The organism is Nitrosomonas sp. TNE100, assembly GCF_055387135.1.
In genome coordinates this window covers 1,035,733-1,062,163 of record NZ_AP040997.1, presented here as the reverse complement: position 1 = coordinate 1,062,163, position 26,431 = coordinate 1,035,733, and the positions used below count along the sequence as shown (strand labels likewise).

Sequence of the window (26,431 nt, the reverse complement as noted above, 5' to 3'; positions counted from 1 at the left end):
GTAATACTAATGTTCGGGCTGGTTTTGCTGATTCCCTGTGGCGTTGCCTACTGGATGAAAGATGGATCATTGCCTGTCTTTCTCGAAACTTTATTCATCACACTGGGATGTGGCGTAACAATATGGCTGCTGACATACCAGTTTAAACGTGAGTTGCAGATTCGGGACGGATTTCTGCTGGTTGTACTGGTCTGGCTGTCACTACCTGTGTTCGGAATGCTTCCCTTGTTCTTTTACTTTCCAGAACTCGGCGTTGCCAAGTCATATTTTGAAGCTGCTTCCGGCCTGACTTCAACCGGCGCAACAGTATTGATGGGGCTTGATGAATTTCCATACGCTATTAACCTTTGGCGCTGTCTCATGGCTTGGATAGGCGGGATGGGACTAATCGTACTGGCAGTAGCGATTCTACCCATGCTCGGTGTCGGGGGAAGGAAGCTTTTTAGTGCAGAAATCCCCGGGCCAATCAAGGAATCCCGACTGACACCCAGAATCGCGGAAACAGCCAAGCGCTTATGGCTAATCTACGCTGCTTTGACTGTTGCCTGCACAATTGCCTACTGGCTGGCTGGAATGACCACTCTCGATGCCATTGCTCACGCTCTGAGCACACTAGGCCTAGGGGGATTTTCTACCCATGATGCCAGTTACGGATACTGGGATTCTCCATTGATCGAAGCCATTGCAATACTGTTCATGCTGATTGCCGGCATCAATTTCTCAGCACACTTTGTTGCCTGGCGTGCCAGAAATTTTTCCGCTTACCGCGCTGACCCGGAAGCAAAACTGTATATCTTGATCACGCTAAGCAGCTGCATCGGCATAACCGGTTTTCTCTGGACCAAAGGTATTTACACGGACCCCCTGGTTGCTCTACGTTATGCTGCTTTCAATGTGGTCTCCGTTGCCACAACCACTGGCTACAGCAACACTGATTATGCCCTCTGGCCAATTTTCGCTCCGCTCTGGATGCTATTTCTATCCGGCTTCTGCACATCCTCAGGCTCGACTGGCGGTGGTATCAAAATGATCCGTGCGCGCATCCTGTTTCAGCAGTTCTTTCGTGAAATGATTATCATTATGCATCCACGCGCAGTTTCTCTGGTTAAAATTGGTAAAAACATTGTCGCCAATGAAATTATTTTTGCCATCCTGGCATTTTTATTCGTCTATCTGACCAGCATCGTGCTGATGACACTGGCACTTACACTGAGCGGCCTAGACGAAATTACTGCTTTCTCGGCCGCTGTTGCCTGTCTGAATAATCTAGGAGCAGGGTTAGGGAAAATTGGGCCATCTATGAACTATGCTTCATTGAATGATTTTCAAATCTGGCTGTGCAGTTTTGCCATGTTTCTGGGCAGATTGGAATTTTATACGCTGATGATTGTTTTCACCCCCGCCTTCTGGCGGAAATAAGGCTGACAGAATATTCAGACCGAATTGAAGCAACCGATAATGCGTTATTATAATAAGGAAAAATAAGCCTGTAGTTAAAAGGAAAGTTGGACAAGAACGAGCTCTGGCATACAAAATGAAAACCTTGCGAGAGACCTTGAAAACAGGGAGAAATTGTGACTGAAATGGAAAATGATCTAGCAGGTATCAAAGTGATGGTGGTTGATGACAGCAACACCATTCGTCGGAGCGCTGAAATTTTTCTTGCGCATTCAGGTTGCGAAGTAATCCTGGCTACAGATGGATTTGATGCAATGGCCAAGGTTATTGATTATCAACCAGATATCATCTTTCTGGATATTGTTATGCCACGACTGGATGGTTACCAGGCCTGCATGCTGATCAAGAAAAACCCCAGATATCAATCCGTGCCGGTTATCATGCTATCCAGCAAAAGTGGATTATTCGACAGAGCGCGCGGCAGAATGGTCGGCTCTGACGAATACCTTACCAAGCCGTTTACTAAAGAAGCACTACTCGACACAGTCCGAAAACATACATCAAAAAATAGAGTACCGGCCTAATCCTGGATTCTAATTTTTATAGACTTATGTTACAACTGGCTTCCCCGTTTTCCATACTCTTGTCGTAATGAAGGCCAACCCGCCTCTGGCGTGGCATCCTGTCCCTGTTTCTGCTCCTGTTAATCTCCGCTGGTGGCTGATGCACCAGGAATCCCTCACTCGCCTGCTTCAGGCACACTGTGAGCATTTCCGTGTTGAACCTGTTTTTCAGACACTGGCAACGGCATGCATTGACGAACTGGAAGTCATGAATCTACGCAGACAAAATCAGGTATTGGTACGGGAAGTTTACCTGCGTTGTAATGAAACACCGGTTGTATTTGCCCATTCGATCGTTAAAAAAGAACATTTACGAGGGGCATGGCGCGGGTTAAGCCGTTTGGGTAATCGATCATTGGGCACTATGTTGTTTACCAACCCGCTAATACAGCGCACTCCTCTTGCCTTCAAGAAACTGAAACCGCACCACCCATTATTCGAGCGTGCCTGCAAACAACTGCAGATGCGCCCAATCAATCTCTGGGCAAGGCGCTCGTTATTTATCCTATTGCGGCAGCCGATACTCGTTACAGAAGTATTTCTGCCTGCAATCCACCAACTATAAATCGATAAAATACTCTATCCCGGCCGGCCCAAACAGGCTGGAATACTTTACTGACCTGGTTTTTATGGCTTTTATAATATGACTTTCAGTGAACGATTTTCTGCATACGCCAGGCTGACCCGGCTAGATAAACCAATTGGCATCCTGCTACTGTTGTGGCCAACATTGTGGGGGCTGTGGCTAGCAGCCGATGGTATGCCGGATCCAATGATTCTGGTAATCTTTGTGCTCGGCACGATCCTGATGCGCTCTGCTGGTTGTGCTATCAATGATTTTGCCGATCGAAAGATCGATCCTCATGTTTCTCGAACCCGTAACCGCCCACTGGCAACTGGCATCATCAGCTCTCGTGAAGCGCTGCTAGTTGCTGCTGGGCTAAGTTTGTGCGCCTTTTTGCTAATTCTACCGCTCAATCTCCTGACAATCCTGCTATCCGTACCCGCCCTGCTCCTTGCCATCTCCTATCCGTTTACCAAACGCTTTTTTGCCATGCCTCAAGCGTACCTCGGCATAGCATTCAGTTTTGGCATTCCCATGGCATTTGCGGCACAAACGGGAACTGTTCCACCGCTTGCGTGGCTACTGGTATTGGCCAATCTGTTCTGGGTTATTGCTTACGACACCGAATATGCACTGGTAGATCTGGCAGACGATCTAAAAATTGGCATCAAAACTTCTGCCATTACGTTTGGACGGTTTGATGTAGTGGGTATCCTGCTGTGCCACATTACCTTCCTGAGTATTCTGACTTATGCGGGAATATTGCTGCAGCGCGGTATCTGGTTTTATGGCGCCTTACTGGTGGCATTGGGCCTGGTTATCGTTCAATACACCATGATCCGCAACCGTGAACCTGCCCGTTGTTTCCAGGCATTTTTGCATAACAACCGGGTTGGAGCAGTCATATTCACGGGCATATTGCTGGATACACTGATTTGAGTTGATCAACCAATCTCACCACGAATCTGGCTCAATGCTGCGCTGCACCAACGTACTCTGTTTAATTCATTCACAAAAACTGGATCTGTTTTATGAAATATAACGATCTACGCGATTTTCTCGCACAGCTTGAGCTTCGTGGAGAATTGAAACGTATTGACATTGAAGTTTCTCCCCATCTGGAAATGACGGAAATCTGTGATCGCCTGCTTAAACAGGCCGGTCCGGCAGTGCTGTTTGAACGACCGGCTGGGCATACAATTCCAGTATTGGGTAACCTGTTTGGCACCCCGGAACGAGTGGCGCTGGGCATGGGACAGACATCCGTTTCTGCCTTGCGTGAAGTGGGAAAACTACTGGCTTACCTCAAGGAACCCGAACCTCCAAAAGGGCTACGCGATGCATGGGACAAATTGCCGATATTAAAGCAGGTGCTCAACATGCCTCCCCGTGAATTGGCCAGCGCTCCCTGCCAGGAAATAGTGTGGGATGGCGCTGATGTCGATCTGAGCAAACTACCCATTCAAACCTGCTGGCCGGGCGATGTGGCACCACTGATCACCTGGGGACTTACAGTCACACGCGGCCCGCATAAATCCAGACAAAATCTGGGAATTTATCGACAACAGGTCATTGCTCCCAACAAGGTAATTATGCGCTGGCTGGCACATCGCGGTGGCGCGCTGGATTACCGTGATTTTTGTCAGACCAATCCCGGGGAACCCTACCCTGTTGCGGTTGCGCTGGGTGCTGATCCGGCAACTATTCTCGGTGCAGTGACCCCCGTTCCCGATAGTTTAAGCGAATACCAGTTTGCCGGCTTGTTGCGTGGCGCAAAAACTGAAATAGTCAAATGTCTGACACATGATCTGCAAGTCCCCGCCAGCGCGGAAATTGTGCTGGAAGGCTATATTTACCCGAATGAAACGGCATTGGAGGGGCCCTACGGCGACCACACCGGCTATTACAACGAGCAGGAAACCTTTCCAGTGTTTACTATTGAACGGATCACCATGCGCCGCGATCCGATTTACCACTCCACCTACACTGGCAAACCACCGGATGAACCAGCCATTCTTGGCGTCGCCCTCAATGAAGTATTCGTACCATTGTTGCAAAAACAGTTTACCGAGATTACCGATTTTTACCTGCCACCAGAAGGCTGTTCTTACCGACTGGCTGTAGTCAGTATGAAAAAACAGTATCCTGGCCACGCCAAGCGTGTCATGTTCGGTATCTGGAGTTTTCTGCGCCAGTTCATGTACACCAAGTTCATCATCGTGACCGATGACGATATCAACATCCGCGACTGGAAAGAAGTCATCTGGGCGATAACCACTCGAGTTGATCCGGTACGCGACACTCTGATTGTGGAGAACACACCGATTGATTATCTCGATTTTGCCAGCCCTGTATCCGGGCTCGGCAGCAAAATGGGACTGGATGCCACTAACAAATGGCCAGGTGAAACATCCCGTGAATGGGGTCGCATCATCGAAATGGATGCGGCCGTCAAAGCCAGAGTCGATCACCTCTGGCAGCAATTGCTATTTTGACCATTCAGCCGTAGAGATGGATACCACAGCTCCCTTCACTCCCCGAAAAAAGTAGTCGGACTTCATAATCAGGTCTGCGCAAACTGTAATCTACCGAGTATGTGAATGTGCCCCATGTTTTCCATGAACATCTTGTGCACCCTGCTCGCCGGATTGCTGGACAGTACCAATTTGATAGATAGCATGACATGCGGTGCACCGTCCCAACGCCTTGCTCAATTGCTGCAACGTATGCTTGGTATCCTTCCCGGATTCTGCATCCTGTGCAATTCTGTCAAAATCCTGATGCATGGTCATACCCATCAGCATAAACTGCTCGGGCAGGATTTTATCCATATGTCCTTCCATTTTATGCGGCATTTCCACCCCAAGCGAACGAGCATGACGCGCGACAGCCGCACTGTCATCCTGCGCAAGCGCCTCTAGAATGGCACCTGTACCGGTTAGTAGCATACGCATTTCACCCAGCAGATGATTGCGCTGCATTTCATTCAAAGGTAAAATCTGGCGCTGGTCAACGCCATCGGCCATGGCAGTCGTCATAATAAAACCCAAAGCAAATATAAAAATCTTCATCAAATTGACCTCCTTATTTTTTACAGTGCTGGCTGAAAACACATCATTTTCGCCATATCACAAACATTAGTAAACACTCCAAAGAAATAAAACACACTGCTTATTGCTCCCTGTATCAATCTGGTTTATCCTTTACGGCCCGCCAAGCAAGAAAATCAAAAGGAGAAGTGACCGAGTGGCTGAAGGTGCACGCCTGGAAAGCGTGTGTACGGTAATACCGTACCGCGGGTTCGAATCCCGCCTTCTCCGCCAAAGATATAGCAATTAATACCCACCGTCAACAAACAAACCCGCACAAACACTTAATCTAGCAGCATATCTAGTCATTCATTGGCAACCTTGGTAAAACCGGGTAACATTTCAAAAAACGGGTAGAAAACCGGATATATTTTTTACCCATTTCATTTCTACCCGGTTTTACCAATGAAACTAACTGATTCAGCCATTCGAGCTGCAAAACCCAAAGAGAAGCAATACAAGCTGACAGACGGCAACGGATTGACCCTGCTGATATATCCTGACGGTTCAAAGCACTGGCGGTACCGGTATTTATTCAATGAGAAAGAATCCATGCTTTCCCTTGGGAAATACCCGGAAACAACCCTGGCGCAAGCCCGATCAATTCATGATGGGTACAAGGCGATACTAAAACAGGGCATCAATCCATCGACTCATCGCAAGGAAGAAAAACGGAAAGCGATCGTGTCTGTTGAAAACAGTTTCGAGGCGGTGGCGCGGGCATGGTGGATGCATTGGAAGCATGCCAAGACAGAGCGCCATGTAGCCTATACCTTGAGAAGAATGGAAGCCGATATATTCCCGTTCATTGGTGCAAAACCAGTCAATACACTCACAGCCATGCACTTTATTGAGCTTGTGTACAAGGTGCAAAGCCGTGGCGCGCTGGATATTGCAAAACGTGTTTTAACCATGTGCGGGCAGGTTATGTGCTATGCGGTGCAGCACGGGTTATCAGAACGAAACCCGGCAGCAGACATAAAACCAGCTGACATTCTAAAGAAACGGAAAAAAGTTAATCACAAGCGGATACCTGAATCAGAGCTGCCGGATTTACTCCAGAAGATTAATCAGTACGACGGGCAACCACTTACACGACTGGCTTTGCAGTTAATGACGCTAACATTCATTCGGACAAGTGAACTGATCGGCGGACGGTGGGAAGAGATTAGCTTTGATAATGCCGAATGGCGTATCCCGCCAGAGCGCATGAAAATGCGTAGTCAGCATATCGTCCCCTTGAGCGACCAGGCAATAACTGTCTTGCGCGAAATCAAGGCATTGAACAGTGACCCGGTTCTGTTGTTCCCCAACGAGCGACGTAATGGCAAGACCATGAGCAACAACACCATTATTTATGCGCTATACCGCATAGGTTACAAGGGCCGTATGACAGGGCACGGCTTCCGTGGACTGGCATCAACTGTCTTACATGAGAAAAATTTCGACCACAAATGGATAGAACTACAACTGGCACATGCAGAGCGTGATGAAGTTTCAGCGGCTTACAATCACGCCCTGTACCTTGAACAGCGCAGGAAAATGATGCAATGGTGGGGAGAATATATTGAGATGAAAGGAATATGACAAAAAGATTCCAGCCAATAGAGGATCTGGGTAGTATTTGTACAAAGCACAACATATGGTACTATTGACCACCCTTGACCACTAGATACAAGGGATTGCCCGGTAGTGACGCCAATCACCAACCGGGCAGGCTGAATGAAGCAATCAGCGAGTTATACACTTGGTTGCTTTGATCTGCCCAACGGCAGAAACAATACACTAACAATACTTTAGCAAACTATGGGTAATCATAGCACATAAAGTATATAAAAGTTAAGGGAATATTGCTTCTGCTCTCTAGTGATTCTTTAATCATTGCGGAGCATTTCTAATGACAAGCAACAAAACAACCAATCTTCCTGAAACCATCCCATTGACCGGCAAATCCCGCTGGTCACAGCTCAAACCATTCATTCCAGTTTCCAAGGAGAAGTTTCGCCAGCTATCCGTCGCAGGGCTTGCGCCGAAGCGGTGCAAGCTTGGTGAGCGTATAACGATGTACGACAATGCAGAAGTGCATCGCTGGTTAGCGGATCCGGCAGGTTATCGAGCTGAGCAAAGCAGCTAAATCCTTTTCAAAAAACAGGCAAAAAAAAAGCCCGGTTAGCGGCCGGGCGTTTACTTCTTTTCTTGAAAGGATAGGGCTGAATGAATTATACCGGACTAGATTCAATACATGAAATTTTAAGATTCATTCCCAGCGGCGATAATGCTCTCCGGCATCGTGTTGCTGCTGCATTGAAAAACGAGCTAGGGGAAGCTGGTCATTCCTTGTGGAATGAATGGCGGGATGGCCGCGGTGACGATGAAGCTAAAGACGTATGGCGATCCATAAAGCCGTACCGTACTGGCGGAATCACCATCAAAACGTTGTTCTATCTGGCACAACAAAATGGCTGGAGACCTTCAAACACTCACAAGGAAATAGATTTATCCTCCTTGAGATCACAGGTTAGGCTGGAAGCAGAAGCTGAACGCGACCGATTGCAGGTTGAGCGGTGGCAACAACAAAAAGCCAGGTTAATTGACTTGTGGGAAAAAACAGAACCAATCACAAGCAACAACCCTGCTGGGGTATACCTGTTAAATCGCGGTTTAAACGTGCCAAATAACGCAATGGCACTGCGATATACGCCTGATCTAAGTTACGTTGATAGCAAAGGCGATTGTTGGGGTTTATTTCACGCCATGCTCGCTGCTGTTACCAGCCCAAGCGGTGACATCGTCGCTTTGCACAGAACCTATTTAACACATGACGGCGAAAAGGCACCCCTCCCTAATCCCAAAAAGCTGACATCGACTGCCGGATCATTACAAGGCGCTGCAATCAGACTGACACCCCCTTCCTTGAGAAAAGGGAGGTTATCGCTTGGGGTGGCAGAAGGCATTGAAACTGCACTGGCGGCTTCAATCTTAAGCGAGGTGCCAGTATGGTCATGTATTTCTGCAAACGGCCTGAAATCATTTGTTTTACCTGCTGGCGTGCAAAACCTTTATATCTTTGGAGATCGCGACCAAAACGAGACCGGGCAGAAGGCAGCTTCAATCCTTTCAGAGCGCGTGGCCGGGGAGGTTACAGTAAGAGTTTTAATCCCGGAGACGGTAGGCGACTGGAATGATGATCTTCTCTCAAGGAGGGCACGATGAGCGATCCCGTGTTGTGCGTTGATAATTTTCCTCCGGTTGATAACTGGCCTGATCCGCAACCATTAACCGCAAAGATCGAACCCGAAGCATACCCACTGGACGCATTGCCGGATACGATCCGTGAAGCAGTGAAAGAGGTAGCGGGTTTTGTTAAAGCCCCTGTGCCGCTGGTGGCATCATCAGCACTGGCTGCGCTGTCGTTGGCCTGCCAGGCACACATTGACGTTAAACGAGCAGAGAAGTTGCATGGCCCTGTTGGTTTATTCCTACTGACTATCGCTGATTCCGGGGAGCGAAAATCAACCTGTGATAGCTTCTTTACCAAAGTCATTCGCGACTATGAGGCAGAACAGGCAGAGGCCAGCAAACCGGTGATTGAGAAATATAATGCGGACATTTCGGCATGGGAAGCGAAACGCGAGGGGATTCTATCGGCGATAAAAAGCGCCGGGGCGAAAGGCAGTCCGACTGACGAGTTGCAAAATGATCTGACGCAATTGCAACAGGACAAGCCAGAGCCGCCAAGAGTTCCACGGCTAATATACGCGGACGCAACGCCCGAAGCCCTCACGTATGGATTGGCGAAGCGTTGGCCTTCCAGCGGCGTGGTATCGGCTGAAGCGGGCATTGTGTTTGGTTCGCATGGCATGGGCAAGGATAGTGTTATGCGCAATCTAGCGATGCTTAACCAGTTATGGGACGGCGCTAGCCTGGCCATAGACCGGCGCACCAGTGAATCATTCACGGTACAAGGTGCACGGCTGACTGTAGTTTTGCAGGTACAGGAACCCACCCTGCGGGAGTTTTTCAATAAATCGGGAGCGCTGGCGCGTGGTACGGGCTTTCTTGCCCGGTTCCTTGTGGCTTGGCCGGAATCAACCCAAGGCTTGCGAGCATTTACCGAAGCACCTACCAACTGGCCGCACCTTGGCGCATTCCATAGGCGTATTGCTGCAATCCTGAACAAACCCGCCCCCATTGATGAAGATGGCGCACTTACTTCGACCATGCTGGACATGTCACCGGACGCAAAAGCGGCATGGGTGGAATATCACAATGCTATTGAAAGCGAGTTAGCAAGAGGCGGAGAGCTTCACGACGTACGCGACGTCGCGAGCAAATCTGCCGACAACGCGGTACGACTGGCAGCGCTGTTTCAGATGCTCGAACATGGTATGAACAGCCCTATCAGTCAGGATAATTTTGGACGGGCAGGCAATATAGCAGTATGGCACCTTAGCGAGGCTAAGAGATTCTTTGGGGAACTTGCGCTACCTGTTGAACTGGCGGACGCGGTACGGTTGGATAACTGGCTGATTGAGCATTGCGAGAATAAGTGCACGCACACAGTAGGAAAATCCGTAGCACTGCAATATGGGCCGCTTCGGAAAAAGGAAAGTATTGATGCTGCGATCCGTGAACTTGAGGAGCTTGACCGTGTTCAAGTGCGAAGGGATGGGAAGCGCATAACACTGCTTATCAATCCTGCGCTTTTGGACTTTGCTAATGCTAAAGCTGCTAATCCTGCTAAAGATGGAGTGATTTAACCTTGAATATTAGCAAAATTAGCAAGATTAGCGTTAGCAAAAGTCTAAAACAGAAAATTACAAGGGGAAGCAAATTGACTAAATTGGAACTGACAGGCGACAGAAATCAGTGCCCTACCTGCAATGAATATTTCAACAGCACAGCAGCATTCGACAAACATCGAACCGGAAAGCACGGGTTAACCGTCGCTGTCTGACTGTTCAAGAAATGAATAACAAGGGAATGAGCAAGAACGATGCGGGATTCTGGATAACATCTCCCATGCCAGCTAAAGCCTATGCTGCACGCAAAATAGCGATTAAAAACGCTACGGACATACAAAACCATTACCCGGAGAAAATAATCGGTGTTTTGTGATTGCACAATGCTTAGGGCGGGCAGATTGACATCATGACCCTATCCGCTTTAATTAAGAAACATGGTGACTGGGCCAAGGAAGAGAAAACCGAAGCCAGTGACTGGGAAAAGCTCATTAATTGGTGGCTGGATCATATAGGGGAAAATGACCCGCTACTGCGCAATACGACCCTTGACCAATGTCGGAGGGACGCTGAAGCCAGAAAGTATTTTATGGAGCACGCCATCCTTGAGAGAAGGAAAGATTAAACACAACCAGTGGTTTAATTATTGAAGGAGACATGAAATGTCAAAGAATGCCGAATGATTGAAAAAATACCGTGCCAAGATGGATGATGCTGGATTTAGGCGGCTGAGCTTTTATGTATGCCCTGAATTGGGGCAACTACTGGATAGGGAGCATCGCCCTTCAGAGTGCAGAGGGCGTACCCTGGAGCGCTTGCTATTGGGTAAGGCTGCAAAGCGTCCTGATTATTGGACGGAAGAAGAACGAGCGCGCAGGACGGCAAAGTGCCAGGCAATCATGAAAAAATTCAAGCTATCTTAACGTAACGATAGGGGAATTTTCAACCACCGACATACACACGCGCGATAATGGAAATCACCACTACCGAGGAAGCCTGAAATTTTAAGGTGTCCGCGTGGTGGTGGTTAGTGACATTTCAAAAAACGGGTAGAAAACTGGGTGTTTTAGAGATCCATAAATCCAATACTCCCTTATATACGTCATTTCCAATGATTATTCGAATCCCGCCTTCAAAAAAGCCTCATCCTGTATATGGATGGGGCTTTTTTGCACCAATCTGCTGTCCTGCAACAACCCGGTAATGACCCAGTCACGCCTAACCTTGAACAATACACCATTAAATTCTCATTGAAGAAAACACAGAAGCCATGAAATAGCTGACTACTTTTCAAGCTTGCCCTTTGAGAGCAATCGCTATGGTCTGTGCCTTCCTGTGGTTACCAATGTGAAACGGGAACAGGCCCTAAATCCAGACAAATTTCATATATTTCCTCAGCTGTTTATCAAGCCTGCTTTATAAATGCCGTTGTTTTAGCTCATAACAACATAAAAACTTTTATTATTGCGAGCTCGGTATCCATAAGCTATGAATCGATGCATTATTGACTACAAAACAATAAAATCCACGCAACCGGAGATTATCTCCAGGATTATCGAAATTGATGAAGAATCCTCGAACTGTTTCAGGGAGATGGATTGTTTGTTGCGCTCTGATCAGGTGGTTGCATCGTTCATTCTCAGAGTGGCCAATTCACCTATTTATAACCGCAGTCAACCGATTAGAACGCTGCCTATCGCAATCAGCCTGCTAGGAATCAACATCATTCGTTCCCTAGTCATACTGGCCTTTTCACGCTCGGTATTCTCTAAAAACAAAAATACATTAGTACGTACACATATCTGGCAGCACTCACTATTAGTTGCAATTGCAAGTTACAACATCTGTTCTGAATTAGGTAAATCAGCGGATTGTGAAGAAGCTTTTGTTGCCGGTCTGGTGCATGATATTGGCAAAATTCTGCTTTTTACCCATGCACGCAAGGATTATATGGATGCCCTCACCCATGCACTTGAGAGCGATTGTTCAAGCAGGGAGGCGGAGCAGAAATTCCTGGGAACGGATCATTATCAGATTGGTGAGCAAGCGGTCAGGGCATGGAAACTTCCATCGCAGTTTCAACTATATGTCGGCACTGATCTCGATCAGCTGATACCCGGGCAAACTGAAAACAAAATCCAGCTTTGGCTGGCCATTGCCAATAATCTGATCAAAGGTGCCGGTATTGGTGCCAACCCCTGTGATCTGGATGTTCGCAAGGAGAAATTGATAGCTTACGGGCTAAGTGAAGAATATGCCGATCACCTACTCGACGAGGCGTTCTTTCAAAAATTGATCAATGATGAAATCTATCAATTCTGTGCAAATGATCACAGCTAAAACACCTTTTGCAGCAAATTCAAGTGAAGCCAGGCCGATCGCTATTCGATCCAGTTACCCGATCATCATTACTTCGCTTGAGCAAAATATCTGGCAAGAGCTTGAACGAAAAATTGCACACTCACTGGAACGTTTGTGTTGCCAGCGCCTACTGGATTCAACCGTACTGCTATTACACAAGCTGATTACGAATCTGGTTAAAACCATGCATCGTCATGCTTTCCAGCAGGCAATTGAAGGTGATCTCGGTCTTAATGTCGCCAGCAGGAATAGCGTATTTAATGAACTCCTGCAAAACGAACTGGTCATGCATGGCGATCGGAATATCGAGCAATTCTGTAAAGAGAACAATTTTCAGATCATGCTGACTTTCCCTGAAGAAAAAGATACTTTGATACAGATTGAATACCCGATCAGCTGTGACGATAGCGCCTATCTGGATAACAAGCTTGCCAGAGCAATCGGATTCGTATTGTCAAAACAGACTCATGATAAGTATTCGCCAGGATATTCTGCTGCCAGAATAGTAAGGAATATTGCAGAACATCACCTCTATCAGTCGCAGACAGGACACTCTCAATTGCTGACCTGTGCGGAGGAGTCAGATAAGGCCCAGGTTATTTTCAGCAAGCTGGGCTACAGCATTATCGTTTTCTCCAGCGCCGGGGATATTCTGGCTATATCACCCACAATTCTCAACAACCTGAAACTGGAAGTATCGCCTGTTTCAGCACATACCCTTGCAGGTATTATCCCCAGCCATTTTTATAATGATGTGTTGTGGGGGCTTGCGTTGGAATTACAGAATGGTTTGTTCGAGAACTACAGAACCCGCATCAGGCTGCCCCATGATGACAGCCTGTCGATACTTTTCAATATTAGTGGTTACCGTCACCATGACATGACAATCCACACGATGTGGCAAATCGTATCGCTGGATCACAAGGCCACTGACACACTGGCAGAAGGCTCTATCCTCAACGAAGCTCGTGTGCATAACATTACCCGTAATTATGTGCCTCAGCTAGTCGAGCAGAAAGCCAGAGAAATCGTCCGGCTGGGTGGCAATGCACTCCCTAATGAAGAATGTCAGCTTGCCGTTCTGTTTTGCGATATTGCCGGCTTTACCACTTACGTGGAAAACAATGAAAAAGAAGAATCCGTTATCCACACGCTCAATCTGATACTTGGCAGAATCACAAAAGCAGTCAAACAGCATGAAGGCGTCATCGACAAGTTCATGGGAGATTGCGTCATGGCGCTCTTCAAGGAACCATATAAAGCCGTACTGGCCGCACTCGACATTCACAAACATTCCCATGATTTCAATAGTCTGCGGATGCGTGCCAGCAAAGATCTGCTGCTATTGCGTATCGGCATCCATTGGGGAAAGGTTGTAATTGGCAATGTCGGTGCTTCAGGCAGGCTAGACTGGACAACAATTGGTGATGTTGTGAATACCGCTGCCCGGCTTGAGAAAAGTTGTTGTCCGGGCGCGATACTGATTAGTGAAGAATTACATGAAGCCATTGCACAGATTGATCACACCGAGATCAGCTTCAGCAAGCGCTTTTATCTCAAACTGAAAGGAAAACGCAACAAACAGGCTGTCCGCTACGTCCAGATAACCAGCCAACCTCTTTTGCATGATATTTTTATCACCCGTTCGAGAGCCTAAATTCAAGGAGATCATTGGGCACTGCCATATAACCCTGTGTGATCTCGGCTGGATCAAAATACAGAGCCAGGAGGGGAGAATTCTTGCTTCCCGATATCGACATACCAGCTGCTTTACCCTGTGAGCATTGCCCCGCTACTATCGCCCGGATAACTCCATAAGCCGATCCACCTCGCGATAATTCATCGTAACGCACTTCCCTCCATCGCTACTCCTCAAAACCAGAAAAGGGGACTACTGCCCCAAGTTAACATTTCCACATGAAAACTTGCTATTCCTTATTATTTCTGGTATTGATGACAGATTTCTTTTCCTCAACTCTACAATTATAAAGCGTATTATCAGAAGGAGCATGTCACGAATGGGTAAACAATTGGAATCAAACACCATTCCCCCTTATGAACCCAAAGCAGGTGAGGAATATATGAGCCCGGAGCAATTGGCACATTTCCGGAAAATACTGGAAGTCCAGCGGGCTGAACTTGGTAAGGAAATTGATCGTACTGTACACGTCATGCAGGAAGAATCCACAATTTTTGCTGACCCGGCTGACCGGGCCACCCAAGAATCTGACATGGCGCTGGAACTGCGCAGCCGTGACCGCGAACGCAAGCTGATCAAAAAAATTGGTGAAATCATCACCAAAATTGACGAGGGTGATTATGGTTATTGCGAAAAATGTGGTATCGAAATTGGCCTAAAGCGGCTGGAAGCTCGGCCAACAGCAACACTTTGTATCGACTGCAAGACCCTGGACGAAATCCGGGAAAGACAAGTCGCCAAATAACAGTTTAGGGCCTGTTCCCGTTTAATCTCAAGCTATTGATTTAAAGAAGCAAGCTCGTACGCTGTATTTCAACAGCAATACGAGCTTGCAATGTCACGATTACTGCTCAATGATGAGCCTGGTCGAAGCTGCTGACCATTTTTGTTTACTACACGCCAGTTCTGCAGGCATGCTGGGCACCACGGCCACTGGAAGAGCACCACCTTCATTGCGGGACTGCGTCACGATGCGATCACCGCTCCGTTAGTGCTCAACGGCCCAATGAACGGGGCCGCGTTTCTCGCCTATATTCATCAAACCTGCCTGTGCCCCACGCTGCAGCCAGGTGACATTGTGGTGGCCGACAACCTGTCTTGTCACAAGGTTCCAGGCGTCCGCGCAGCCATTGAAGCGGCAGGTGCCACGCTGCTCTACTTACCGCCGTATTCGCCTGATCTGAATCCAATCGAGAAAATGTTCTCCAAACTCAAAGCCCTATTACGCAAAGCCGCCAAACGAACCATGGATGCCTTATGGGCACAGATCGGCAAAGTGTTGGATCTGTTCACTCCGGAGGAGTGTGCCAACTACTTCGCTTCATGTGGATATGTAAACAAGTAAACCAAAAATACTCTAGTAAAATGTCTTTACATACAACGGACAGCCAATTACATAAGCCAATACCAAAGCATGGCGGAAGGCATTGATGCGTGCCGGTATCGAAAATTTCCGCTGGCATGAGCGACACACCTGGGCAAGTTGGTTAGCTCGAAGAGGTGCGCCTTTGAATGTGATCCAGGAGATGGGAGCTTGGGAATCAACCGAGATGGCGAAGTGTTATGCTCATCTCGCTCCCGAGTAATTCAGAAAACATGCAGAAGTGGTAGATGTTCTGCTGCTTCCTGACACAAATTTGACCGGAAAAATCAGCAGATTAGAAAACTCACCTACCCTATTGATTTAATGGTGCCGACAGCAAGAATCGAACTCGCGACCTTCTGATTACAAATCAGCTGCTCTACCAACTGAGCTATGCCGGCAAATAAAAAAATAAAACTATTTTACAATTTTTAAAAACGCTTTATCTCGTTGTTTACCTTCAACGGATAAAGCTTGGTCTTTCTGTAAAATAGAATCATCTATGTAACTCCCCTCGGTCCATCCCGTATTAATCTCCGGAATAAAGGTAAGTCCTTGCCCTGATTCTCGCGCAAATATTGCAGATACAGCTGCAATCATAATCCTGATTTTTTTTGGTACTCCATTGAACCGAGTTATAAATTGAATTATTTCATTATCAATCTGTAAGTCATTCACTGACTGGCTGCTTATATTAAGTATAATTTCTTTATTCTTAAATAACTCAGCCGGAATACCAGAACATCCATCTTCTAATGCTGAGATATAAGGGCAATATCCATTATTAATACACCACTCATGGACAGCACGTATTAAATAAGGTTTGATTGAAGAGACATTATTCATTTACGCATCAATTTTTCAGCTGGAGTCAATGCATCAATAAATAGCGGTCTGCTAAAAAGCCTTTCAGCATACTTTAGCAACGCAGCAGCCTGCTTTGGTAGCTTGATCCCATAGTGATCAAGCCTCCACAATAACGGAGCAATTGCCACATCCAGCATGGTATATTCATCTCCCAGCATATATCTCTGTTTGTCGAAGATAGGGGCAATCATTGCCAATCCATTCGCAATTTCTATGCGAATTTTGTCTGCTGCTTTTGGATTGCCCTGCTCCAGAGACTCAACATGGCTGAAAAGCTCCTTCTCAAATCGGTGTAATAGTAATCTCGCGCGAGCACGCATCACTGGTTCCGCAGGCATTAATTGCGGATGAGGAAAACGATCATCGATATATTCATTGATGATGTTTGCTTCATACAATATAAGATCTCTTTCAACCAGGATTGGCACTTTTCCGTGTGAACTAATTACAGCGATATCCTCAGGTATATTATTAGGATCAACATCGATAACCTGAAAATCCATATCCTTTTCATGCAATACAATTCGACAACGATGGCTGAAAGGACAAGTTGCTGTTGAATATAATGTCATCATAGCTTCTGTATAACAAGTAATTAATTTACAGAAGATAATTCTGAAGAATCTTCAATGTATATCTCTCCAGTATTCTTTCTTAAGCAGATAGGTTAGCCCAAGCATACCAAACAGAAACAGTAATACGATGACTCCAAGTTCTTTACGATAAGATGCATGTGGCTCACCTAAATAAACCATATAATTTACTAAATCAGCTACAAATTTATCGTATTCCCCTTTTGTCATCGTCCCGGATTTTGTTAAAACCAAATTTTTGGTTCCCGGTTCCAATGTCTGCCATCCTTGTAAATGATGCAGAACGTGAGGCATTGCAACTTTGTCAAAAGTCAAGTTATTCCAACCACTATAAGTGGACGTATCCTGATAAAAAGTACGTAAATAGGTATACAACCAATCTGCTCCACGGGATCGAGCGATAACAGATAAATCTGGAGGAGCCACACCGAACCATTGCTCAGCCTCTTTCTTTCTCATAGCTGCTTCCATAAGATCGCCAGTCTTTTGTCCGGTATGAATAAGTTCCGTACGAATATCATCCTCACTCATTCCGATATCACGATGTCGGTTATAGCGCATAAAATCAGCGCCATGACATGTGAGACAGTATTCAACGAAACTATTGGCACCACGTTTCAGCGATTCCTTATCAGTCCTATCTATAGGAGCTTTGTCTAACTCAACTTCCTGCCCGGAAGAATGTGCGACAAAAGGAGTTAGTAATACAGCCAGTAATAAAATTTTTATCATTCTCATTTTGTTACGTTCTCTGGTTCAGGTTTAACTTTATCTATTTTGCTATACCACGGCATCAGCAGAAAGAAAGCAAAATAAATCGTAGTAAAGATTTGTGCCAGTAAAGTATACAAAGGTGTTACCGATTTAGTCCCCAACCACCCGAGAACAAAAAAGCTGATCACAAAAAGAGTCAACGCAATTTTAAAATAGGGTCCTTTATAGCGGATTGATTTAACTGGACTGCGGTCCAGCCAAGGCAGGAAACAAAAGATAACTACAGCCGCCGCCATTAAAATCACACCCCATAATTTGGCATCCACACCCAAAAAGTTCACTGTCACTGCACGCAACATGGAGTAATATGGAGTGAAATACCATACTGGAGCAATATGATCCGGGGTATGTAAAGGATTGGCTGGTATAAAATTATTATCTTCCAGAAAATATCCACCCATCTCTGGTGCAAAGAAAATAATCCCACAGAACACAATCAAAAATCCCACTGCTCCAAAGATATCCTTGACCGTGTAATAAGGATGAAACGGTATGCCATCGACCGGGATCCCGGTTTGTGGATCTTTGTTAGCCTTGATTTCTATACCATCAGGATTATTGGATCCCGTTTCGTGCAAAGCAATGATATGTACAAACACCAGCACTACAATCAAAATAGGAAGTGTTACCACGTGATAAGCAAAAAACCGGTTTAAAGCTGCATCCGACAGCATGAAGTCACCGAGAATCCAGTTTGACAAGGTATCGCCTATAAGTGGTATTGCTCCGAACATACTGACGATAACCTGAGCTCCCCAATAGGACATTTGCCCCCATGGCAAAATATATCCTGTAAAGGCCAGGCTCATCAGAACAAAAAATATGGCCATACCTATCAACCACAGCAATTCACGCGGCTTTCGGTAAGATCCGTACATCATTCCGCGAAACATGTGCAGATAAACCACCACAAAAAACATGGAAGCACCAGTTGAATGCATATATCTGATCAACCAGCCAAAATCCACATCTCGCATGATATATTCAACCGACGCGAAGGCCATTCCGGCATCTGGTTTATAACTCATGGTCAGAAAAATACCTGTCAGCAGCTGATTAACCAGCACCAATAACGCTAACGATCCAAAGTAATACCAAAAATTGAAATTCTTGGGAGCATAATATTCAGATAGATGCGCTTTCCAAGTAGAAGTCAATGGAAAACGCTCGTCTATCCATTTTATCATTGAATTTTGCTGTTTATTCATTTTAGGCGGACTCTTTACTGTCAGAACCAACCAAAAGTTGGTTATCACTTAAATAGGTATAAGGAGGTACTACCAGATTGGTAGGAGCCGGTACGTTTTTGTAGACACGTCCAGCCAAGTCAAACTTGGATCCATGACAAGGGCAAAAGAACCCCCCTAGCCAGTCTTCACCTAGATCAGCAGGCGCTATATCCTTCCGATATACTGGGGAACATCCAAGATGCGTACAAACTCCCAGCACAACCAGTATCTGGGGTTTGATTGATCTTGTCGGGTTTTGCGCGTAAGGAGGCTGTTGATCTCGCTCAGAGTTCGGGTCAGCCAGCTGGTCATTTAATTTCTTCAGATCATCCAACATTTCAGAAGTACGCTTCAGTACCCAAACAGGCTTTCCTCGCCATTCAGCTGTCAGCAGCATACCTGGTTCCAGCTTACTGATATCCACTTCAACCGGTGCCCCTGCAGCTTTAGCTCGTTCGCTAGGCATCATACTACGCAAAAAAGGTGTCGCCACACCCGCGCCAGCAACCACCCCAGCAACCGAAGTGGCCACCAGTAAAAAGCGGCGTCGCCCGCTCATCTTTCCGTTATCACCACTGTCTGTCATTTTCTAACAATTCCATTTCATTAATTACCAGCTAATCAATAACACACTTAATTCCGGCACCTTGAAGCACATGAATTTCTAAAATGGCACCCTGGCACCCTCCTAAAAAGCGCGATTATTTTAGCATAGACTATACTCGCCAAGATAGATTGATTACTATCGACTAATTGATATGGGCCTTAATCTAATTTACCATGACATTGCTTATATTTCCTGCCTGATCCACAAGGACATGGATCATTCCGTCCAATCTTGTCACTTTTACGTACAAATGGTTGTTGCTTGGCTTCATGACCCTCCGTGACTGATTGATGCTCCTCTTCCGCCTCACTATAAGCAGCGTGATGATATTGCAAATTTTTCGGGGTTGAGGTTTCTGCTACTGATTCAACCTGCTGCTCACTACGGATTTGTACGGTCATAAGAATTTTTGTTACATCAGCTTTAATCGCGTCGAGCATCCCCGCAAACAGCTCAAAAGCTTCCCTTTTATATTCCTGCTTAGGATTTTGTTGAGCATAGCCGCGCAAATGAATCCCTTGTCTCAAATGATCCAGCGCAGCCAAATGCTCACGCCAATGTGAATCTATACTGTGCAACATCACCATACGCTCATATTGATTCATGATTGATGCACCCACTTGTTCGACTTTACCCTGATAGCTGGTGTTCACAGATTCCATGATACGGCTACGCAGATTTTCTTCATGCAGTTCACTATCAGCTTCCAACCATTCCTGCACGGGAATTCGCAAGAGAAATTCACTGGCCAAAGCTTTCTCTAACCCAGGAACATCCCATTGTTCTTCTATACTTTGTGCAGGAATATAAAGACCAATTAGTTGGTTTATCACACTCTCACGAATAGCACTAACGGTTTCTGAAATACCTTGCTCGGCATCCAGCAACTCGTTGCGCTGCTGATAAATAACCTTGCGCTGATCATTGGCCACATCATCGTATTCCAGTAATTGCTTGCGAATATCAAAATTTCTGGCTTCGACTTTTCTCTGAGCATTTTCTATTGCACGCGTCACCCATGGATGTTCGATTGCCTCTCCCTCTGGCATTTTAAGGCGCGTCATAATATTCGCTACCCGGTCGGAAGAAAAAATACGTAACAGTGGATCTTCTAGGGAAAGATAAAAACGGCTGGAGCCCGGATCACCCTGCCGGCCGGAACGTCCACGCAGCTGATTATCAATCCGGCGTGATTCATGCCGTTCAGTGCCAATGATATGCAATCCTCCCAGCTTGATTACCTCATCATGCCTGACTTGCCACGCTTGGCGGGTTTCCTTTATTTTTTCTGTTTTGGTCATATCATCAAGAGCATCATCTACCCGAATACGATTGATTACCTGCTCCAGATTTCCGCCTAGCACAATATCCGTTCCTCGACCAGCCATATTAGTCGCTATGGTCACCATCTTCGACTGCCCTGCCTGAGCGATGATATCGGCCTCCCGTTCATGCTGCTTGGCGTTGAGAACCTGATGAGGTAGCTTCTCTTTTGTCAGCATGGTTGATAGCAATTCATTATTTTCGATTGAGCCAGTTCCAACCAGAACTGGCTGTCCACGCTCGTAACAGCTTTTGATATCCGCAATAATCGCCTGATATTTTTCTCGTGCCGTACGAAAAACCTGATCCATACGATCTTCCCGTGCGATCGGACGGTGAGTTGGAATGACAACCGTCTCCAATCCATAGATTTGCTGAAACTCAAATGCCTCCGTATCAGCAGTACCGGTCATACCGGCAAGTTTTTCATACATCCTGAAATAGTTCTGAAAGGTGATAGATGCCAAAGTTTGATTTTCTTTCTGAATTGAAACATTTTCTTTGGCTTCAACAGCCTGGTGCAATCCCTCCGACCAGCGCCTTCCCGGCATTAAACGACCAGTAAATTCATCTACAATAACCACCTCATCGTTCTGCACAACATAATGCTGATCGCGGTTGTATAACGCATGCGCACGCAATCCCGCATTAAGGTGGTGAATCAAAGTAATATTAGCTGGATCATACAAACTGGATTCCGCTGGCAGCAAGCCAACCTCACCCAGTAATTTTTCAGCATGTATAAATCCTTCCTCGCTCAGTAATACCTGTTGCGTTTTTTCATCCACACTATAATCACCCGGACTATTTTCATCCTTCTGCCGAGTAAGCCGGGGAATCAATACGTCAACGCGTTTATAGACTTCGGTATCCCCTTCAGCCATGCCAGAAATGATCAAAGGCGTTCGGGCTTCATCAATAAGGATCGAATCAACCTCGTCCACAATTGCAAAGTTAAGCACGCGTTGTACCCGCTCTGCGCTATGCCCCACCATATTGTCACGCAGGTAATCAAAGCCATATTCGTTGTTCGTACCGTAAGTTATATCTGCACCATAAGCAGCTTGTTTATCTTCATGAGGCATCTGTGACAAAACCACCCCGACACTCAATCCGAGGAATTGATAAATTTGCCCCATCCATTCAGCATCGCGCTTCGCCAGATAATCATTGACTGTAACAATATGCACTCCCTTTCCGGAAAGCGCATTAAGATAGATTGGTAAGGTGGCCATCAATGTCTTTCCCTCACCGGTACGCATCTCGGCGATTTTCCCTTCATGCAGCACCATTCCGCCGATTAGCTGTACATCGAAATGACGCATGCCAAGAACACGTTTACTCGCCTCCCTGACTACGGCAAACGCTTCTGGCAGCAATTGATCCAGTTTTTCGCCATTTGAGATACGTTGCTTGAACTCGCTCGTCTTGTCACGCAGCTCCTCATCCGACAGTGGTGAAATGACAGCTTCCAGCTCATTGATGGTGCGGACGATCCTTGAATATTGCTTTACCAATCGATCGTTACGACTACCAAAAATACCTTTTAGTAAATTACTCAGCATGGGAAATTGTTGTTTATCTATTGATGTAAAAATGCACTGTAATACAGATCAACTATCAAACATGATCTATTTCACAGCAGGGGGAAGCAGAGGGGTACTGAAATTGCTTGCTGGCTGATTCATGATCAAACCAGAATAATGTTATAGAAAATGCATGCAAGCGCATAATAGTTGCAGATACGTAACGAGGATAAATGATACACATTATATTTGGATTCAGTGCGTTAAGTAGTGCTTGCTGTGACCCGCACTTTTCTTATTTACGCAATCATTTATCTGGCTGAGCATCAACTGATCTAATTCATCGTATGTCAGGATAAATTCCGCAGCGACACATCAAATCGTTGCGATAATAAAGTCCGACCATACTACCATAATCGAAATGATAAGCAGAAAAGACAATAACTGTTTTGGTACCGAGCATATTGTCTCAAACCCTGATTATCCAGCATAATCTTCAATATTTATAATATGTATACAAAGCAAAATGGCATGTCCATCCTTAATCTAAGCAACTATCTGACAGTTCTGAGTAATACGCCCGATTATGGTCAATTATTTATCAAGGCACGACATCTGGCAGAGGTACAGAAACACCTACTGGATATTATTCCATCTCAATTCAAAAATCGATGTACGGCAGGGCAGCATACCGCTGACGGCCTCTTGGTTATTTATGTGGATAACGGTGCTTCTGCCACTCGGCTACGCAACTTTGCCCCATCAATTCAACAAAAAATGAATAAAACCGGAATCAAGGTTGAAGATATCAGGTTTCGCATCCAGCCTCAGTTGCATTCCCAAGAATCTGAAGACACTCATGAAATTAAACGTTTACTGAGCCAGACTGCTGTTGAGCATCTGGACAGACTATCCTGTTCATTACCAGCTGAATCCCCCTTGCAATCTTCCCTCAAAGCCTTGCTGGCAAACAGCCATCATGAATAAAAATCGCTGTTTAACCCTTCTCCATATTGCTGATAAAAGTATTGGCTTCATTTATAGATTTTTCCATCGCGGCAACCAGAATTGAGACATTCGATTGCAGTGTTTTCAATTCTCCTTTCAATGAAGCAATCGCCCGGGCATTTAGGTTATGTTTAAGATACATGACTTGATCATTAAAAACAGTCAACACAGGTTGTATTCTGGATTCAGCATTTTTCATGGCAGCAACAAGCTGTCTGTAATATGACTTCGTTGTATCGAGCTTTTCCTGGCTGCTTCGTTTTAAAGTCGAGTTTGAGTATTGTGTAATCTCCTGTTCCCACTCCCTGAACAATGCGGCCGAAACACTTTCGATATCCTCTATCCGGCTTCTGACTTCATTTGCCTTATCCACGCTTGCTTCGTATTCACGGTTCAGCTTTTTATAGACTCCTTCAAGATCGCCACCTTTAAAATTCGTGGCAACAGAAAATTGCTCCAAAGCTGATTTGAATTGCTCTCTAGTTTCTTCTTGCGTGTCCCTCGCCTTTTCCACGCGATAAACCAATATATCCCGTTTCGGGATGCCAACTTTCTCCAGCCCACTGTAATACATAGTAGAACAAGCAGTTAGAAGAACTGCAAAACCCATAACAAAAATTTGATTTGAATATTTCATTGTCGCGCCCCAATAAATCTCGTAAACCCTCGGTGAGGACTCAGAATATAGATATTAATCTCACCGCAGTACGCCACGCCGCAGTAATTGCCACATCACCTTATAGCCCCAGAGTATTGGATGGCGCCTTAACATCGGCGTAATCTCCACCTTGATGCCTGTATGCCGCTCAATTTTCCACGCAGCATAATCCAGACAATCCCGGAAAGTTATCGTCGCCTTGCTCAGGCGTAGTATTGATAAAACTCTTCCCTGCCAGCGCCGCAATCGCCATTGGATACGTGTACTTAATTTCTTTAGCGAGGTTACCGCTCCAATATGATACTGCTCATCAGTTTGCAAACTCAGCAATGGACTCAAGGCAGGTACGGCCGCTACGGTTAATTGGTTGTAGAACTCGGGATCAAGCTGTACTAAATGTTGAGCGCGTCCCTTGCGCTCAGCACGCAGCTCAGCTGCATAAGTCAGCATTAGCCCGGAAGTCCAGATTGTCTCCAGATTACTGGAGCCTGACTCAAGTACAGGCAACGTTGAACTGATAAATTTAAGTATGGCATGCGCCTGCGCACGGTAGATACGCTTCTGAATCTGGTCGTCACGTGTATAAAGCAATCTGGCCGGTTGCGAAAAACGCGCCCAGATATAGGGATGAAACCAGTGACGGGCGCCACGTTCAAAATCTGCTGTAGATATAACTGCATACTTTGCACGCATGACACCGGTTGAAGCGGGAATCTCCAGATAAAAGACATTTGGTGGCAACCAGGCATTCAGATAGGCCAGCAGATGATCGGAATAAGCTAGCTGATAATCACTGATCAGCACATAAAAATCGACAATACCTTCAGTCAGATCAGAAGTATGCAGGCATGAGCCGTATAGAACGATTGCATCCAGAGCCTCCCCGAAACGCTGTCTCAACGCATCAGTAAAGCCTTGAAATAACGGGTGTACAGGCTGAGCATCCTGGATCGCTATTTTCTGTATCAGGAGGTCAGGGATACTTTGCAAATCAACGGAATCGCCCATTCAGATCCCTCTTTTAGAAAACACGGAACAGAATCGGGCCATCAGCCGTGATTTTTACTGGTCCGTACTGACTGGAAGCATGATAAAGCTCGCCATCCACGATATATTCATCATCCAGCCACAATTCAACTGAAGCTGCGTTATAACTGATATAGCCTTCCTCTCTTTTCAAGTGGTGGCCGCGCCCTGCGATCAGCGGCCAGATATTTCGCCAGAAGTGCTTACTGTGTTGCTCGACAAATGTTGTACGTAACGGCGCAGGTTCCTGCCCCCAATAAGGGCGAATGCCGAGCAATAATCTTTCCAGCGTGCTGACGAGCGCAAACAGATATACTTTTTCGCTCAAAGTACCCGTGTTATCTTCTTGAGTAATATGCACCGGGGCCCACTCAGTTTGTGGGCGTCCCAGAAAGGAGCCCACCAACGAACGTAGTACGATCAACACTGTAAAGATATTGCCAGTAATCCCCATGTGCTTAATCTGACTGTGCGAGAATTTCACGCCACGAGCAATCAAACCAAGGCCAAATATCATTCCGTATACATTTCTTGTACCGGCCTGTTCAATCCGCAATACTGGCCTCTTTATCCGCTTCACCTCACCAGGTTGGTGCACATATTGCCTGATTCTGGTCAAAATCTGCTCTGCCCGCCCATTCGTCCCTAGATCCAATGCAGTCATGTTGGTTGTTCCAGCCGGTACAATAGTGATTTCCGGCCATCTATCCAGCGACAAGCGTTCAAACAAGCAACTGATCACACCTTGCAGAGTACCGTCTCCCCCCACAACAACCAGCCATTCAATCTTTGCTTCGATTATAGCGATAACAGCCTGCTCAAACTCAACTGGGCTGGTTGCCTGAATTTGTCTGATTTCCGGCAATGTTGCCAGAAGGCTCTGCATCTGTGCGGCATGTTTACGAAACCAGCCTCCCAGCGGATTGTAGATCAAACCTACCCTGGCAGATACAAAATCCCCCACAGAGTTACTGGTCATC

26 protein-coding genes, 2 tRNA genes and 2 pseudogenes are annotated in these 26,431 nt (G+C 46.1%); 19 read left to right on the top strand and 11 right to left on the bottom strand.

Features of this window, described 5'->3' with window-relative positions; all coding sequences use genetic code 11:
• The first annotated feature begins 9 nt into the window (after positions 1-9).
• The 5 genes from ACZ5EJ_RS05180 (at position 10) to ubiD (ending at position 5,081) form a co-directional block, all read left to right on the top strand.
• On the top strand, positions 10-1,419 hold the full coding sequence (locus ACZ5EJ_RS05180; protein WP_011634206.1) for a TrkH family potassium uptake protein: 1,410 nt from the start codon (positions 10-12) through the stop codon (positions 1,417-1,419).
• Positions 1,420-1,583: 164 nt separating this feature from the next.
• Entirely contained in the window at positions 1,584-1,982 is a 399-nt protein-coding gene (locus tag ACZ5EJ_RS05175; protein WP_011634205.1) for a response regulator, read from the top strand.
• A 67-nt stretch (positions 1,983-2,049) separates the two neighbouring features.
• Complete coding sequence (locus ACZ5EJ_RS05170) at positions 2,050-2,586, top strand: chorismate--pyruvate lyase family protein (protein ID WP_041353471.1); 537 nt, start codon at positions 2,050-2,052, stop codon at positions 2,584-2,586.
• A gap of 78 nt (positions 2,587-2,664) precedes the next feature.
• Positions 2,665-3,525: a 4-hydroxybenzoate octaprenyltransferase gene (gene ubiA, locus ACZ5EJ_RS05165; protein ID WP_074455622.1), complete on the top strand. Its 861-nt coding sequence runs from the start codon at positions 2,665-2,667 to the stop codon at positions 3,523-3,525.
• A gap of 92 nt (positions 3,526-3,617) precedes the next feature.
• Positions 3,618-5,081, top strand: coding sequence for a 4-hydroxy-3-polyprenylbenzoate decarboxylase (gene ubiD, locus ACZ5EJ_RS05160; RefSeq protein WP_074455623.1), 1,464 nt, complete (start codon positions 3,618-3,620; stop codon positions 5,079-5,081).
• Between the two features lie 90 nt (positions 5,082-5,171).
• On the opposite strand, the gene ACZ5EJ_RS05155 is transcribed toward ubiD, so the two are convergent.
• Positions 5,172-5,657 carry a hypothetical protein gene (locus tag ACZ5EJ_RS05155; protein WP_074455624.1) on the bottom strand — a complete coding sequence of 162 codons (486 nt, stop codon included), beginning with the start codon at positions 5,655-5,657 and terminating at the stop codon, positions 5,172-5,174.
• Positions 5,658-5,818: 161 nt separating this feature from the next.
• Between ACZ5EJ_RS05155 and ACZ5EJ_RS05150 the strand changes: the two genes are divergently transcribed.
• From ACZ5EJ_RS05150 to ACZ5EJ_RS05090, 13 genes and pseudogenes are all read left to right on the top strand, one after another.
• Positions 5,819-5,909, top strand: a tRNA-Ser gene (locus ACZ5EJ_RS05150).
• 171 nt (positions 5,910-6,080) lie between these two features.
• Entirely contained in the window at positions 6,081-7,262 is a 1,182-nt protein-coding gene (locus ACZ5EJ_RS05145; protein ID WP_074684495.1) for a tyrosine-type recombinase/integrase, read from the top strand.
• Positions 7,263-7,572: 310 nt separating this feature from the next.
• Entirely contained in the window at positions 7,573-7,809 is a 237-nt protein-coding gene (locus tag ACZ5EJ_RS05140; protein ID WP_011634199.1) for a helix-turn-helix transcriptional regulator, read from the top strand.
• An 80-nt stretch (positions 7,810-7,889) separates the two neighbouring features.
• The gene (locus ACZ5EJ_RS05135; RefSeq protein ID WP_074456514.1) at positions 7,890-8,888 is read left to right on the top strand and encodes a DUF7146 domain-containing protein; all 999 of its coding nucleotides are present in this window, start codon (positions 7,890-7,892) and stop codon (positions 8,886-8,888) included.
• Complete coding sequence (locus ACZ5EJ_RS05130; protein ID WP_464557614.1) at positions 8,885-10,435, top strand: YfjI family protein; 1,551 nt, start codon at positions 8,885-8,887, stop codon at positions 10,433-10,435. Before ACZ5EJ_RS05135 ends, ACZ5EJ_RS05130 begins: the two co-directional genes overlap by 4 nt.
• 208 nt (positions 10,436-10,643) lie before the next feature.
• Entirely contained in the window at positions 10,644-10,793 is a 150-nt protein-coding gene (locus ACZ5EJ_RS05125; RefSeq protein ID WP_464556892.1) for a hypothetical protein, read from the top strand.
• A gap of 33 nt (positions 10,794-10,826) precedes the next feature.
• A complete protein-coding gene (locus ACZ5EJ_RS05120) occupies positions 10,827-11,042 on the top strand; it encodes a hypothetical protein (RefSeq protein WP_041353470.1) in 216 nt (71 codons plus the stop codon).
• 58 nt (positions 11,043-11,100) lie between these two features.
• A complete protein-coding gene (locus tag ACZ5EJ_RS05115) occupies positions 11,101-11,340 on the top strand; it encodes a hypothetical protein (protein WP_011634195.1) in 240 nt (79 codons plus the stop codon).
• A 565-nt stretch (positions 11,341-11,905) separates the two neighbouring features.
• Entirely contained in the window at positions 11,906-12,757 is an 852-nt protein-coding gene (locus ACZ5EJ_RS05110) for an HDOD domain-containing protein (protein WP_041353469.1), read from the top strand.
• Positions 12,744-14,435, top strand: a complete 1,692-nt coding sequence (locus tag ACZ5EJ_RS05105) for an adenylate/guanylate cyclase domain-containing protein (RefSeq protein ID WP_240142336.1) — start codon at positions 12,744-12,746, stop codon at positions 14,433-14,435. The genes ACZ5EJ_RS05110 and ACZ5EJ_RS05105 overlap by 14 nt, the downstream gene beginning before the upstream one ends.
• Before the next feature lie 361 nt (positions 14,436-14,796).
• A complete protein-coding gene (gene dksA / locus ACZ5EJ_RS05100) occupies positions 14,797-15,222 on the top strand; it encodes an RNA polymerase-binding protein DksA (protein ID WP_011634192.1) in 426 nt (141 codons plus the stop codon).
• A gap of 162 nt (positions 15,223-15,384) precedes the next feature.
• Positions 15,385-15,822 (top strand): annotated as a pseudogene (locus ACZ5EJ_RS05095) (IS630 family transposase); the annotation flags it as partial.
• Positions 15,823-15,844: 22 nt separating this feature from the next.
• Positions 15,845-16,165, top strand: a pseudogene (locus ACZ5EJ_RS05090) (tyrosine-type recombinase/integrase); the annotation flags it as partial.
• Here ACZ5EJ_RS05090 and ACZ5EJ_RS05085 read toward each other — a convergent pair.
• The 7 genes from ACZ5EJ_RS05085 to secA form a co-directional block, all read right to left on the bottom strand.
• Positions 16,166-16,241: transfer RNA gene (locus ACZ5EJ_RS05085), tRNA-Thr, on the bottom strand.
• Positions 16,242-16,257: 16 nt separating this feature from the next.
• The gene (locus tag ACZ5EJ_RS05080) at positions 16,258-16,686 is read right to left on the bottom strand and encodes a ClpXP protease specificity-enhancing factor (protein ID WP_011634189.1); all 429 of its coding nucleotides are present in this window, start codon (positions 16,684-16,686) and stop codon (positions 16,258-16,260) included.
• Positions 16,683-17,282, bottom strand: coding sequence for a glutathione S-transferase N-terminal domain-containing protein (locus tag ACZ5EJ_RS05075; RefSeq protein ID WP_074456294.1), 600 nt, complete (start codon positions 17,280-17,282; stop codon positions 16,683-16,685). Before ACZ5EJ_RS05075 ends, ACZ5EJ_RS05080 begins: the two co-directional genes overlap by 4 nt.
• Before the next feature lie 51 nt (positions 17,283-17,333).
• Entirely contained in the window at positions 17,334-18,038 is a 705-nt protein-coding gene (locus ACZ5EJ_RS05070) for a cytochrome c1 (RefSeq protein WP_011634187.1), read from the bottom strand.
• Positions 18,035-19,282: a cytochrome b gene (locus ACZ5EJ_RS05065; RefSeq protein WP_074456295.1), complete on the bottom strand. Its 1,248-nt coding sequence runs from the start codon at positions 19,280-19,282 to the stop codon at positions 18,035-18,037. The genes ACZ5EJ_RS05070 and ACZ5EJ_RS05065 overlap by 4 nt, the downstream gene beginning before the upstream one ends.
• 1 nt (position 19,283) lies before the next feature.
• Complete coding sequence (petA, locus tag ACZ5EJ_RS05060) at positions 19,284-19,889, bottom strand: ubiquinol-cytochrome c reductase iron-sulfur subunit (protein ID WP_011634185.1); 606 nt, start codon at positions 19,887-19,889, stop codon at positions 19,284-19,286.
• Between the two features lie 179 nt (positions 19,890-20,068).
• Positions 20,069-22,798 (bottom strand): preprotein translocase subunit SecA, encoded by a 2,730-nt coding sequence (secA, locus tag ACZ5EJ_RS05055; protein ID WP_011634184.1) that lies wholly within the window; start codon positions 22,796-22,798, stop codon positions 20,069-20,071.
• 492 nt (positions 22,799-23,290) lie between these two features.
• Here secA and ACZ5EJ_RS05050 point away from each other — a divergent pair, with 492 nt between their 5' ends.
• Positions 23,291-23,746, top strand: coding sequence for a DUF721 domain-containing protein (locus ACZ5EJ_RS05050; protein ID WP_256328344.1), 456 nt, complete (start codon positions 23,291-23,293; stop codon positions 23,744-23,746).
• Between the two features lie 10 nt (positions 23,747-23,756).
• Here the strand turns inward: ACZ5EJ_RS05050 and ACZ5EJ_RS05045 are convergent, their stop codons facing one another.
• From ACZ5EJ_RS05045 to ACZ5EJ_RS05035, 3 genes are read right to left on the bottom strand one after another with little or no spacing between them, the layout of a single operon-like run.
• On the bottom strand, positions 23,757-24,404 hold the full coding sequence (locus ACZ5EJ_RS05045) for a DUF2959 domain-containing protein (RefSeq protein WP_011634182.1): 648 nt from the start codon (positions 24,402-24,404) through the stop codon (positions 23,757-23,759).
• A 60-nt stretch (positions 24,405-24,464) separates the two neighbouring features.
• Positions 24,465-25,433 carry a hypothetical protein gene (locus tag ACZ5EJ_RS05040; RefSeq protein ID WP_011634181.1) on the bottom strand — a complete coding sequence of 323 codons (969 nt, stop codon included), beginning with the start codon at positions 25,431-25,433 and terminating at the stop codon, positions 24,465-24,467.
• Between the two features lie 13 nt (positions 25,434-25,446).
• Entirely contained in the window at positions 25,447-26,430 is a 984-nt protein-coding gene (locus ACZ5EJ_RS05035) for a diacylglycerol kinase family protein (RefSeq protein ID WP_107818413.1), read from the bottom strand.
• Between the last annotated feature and the right edge of the window lies 1 nt (position 26,431).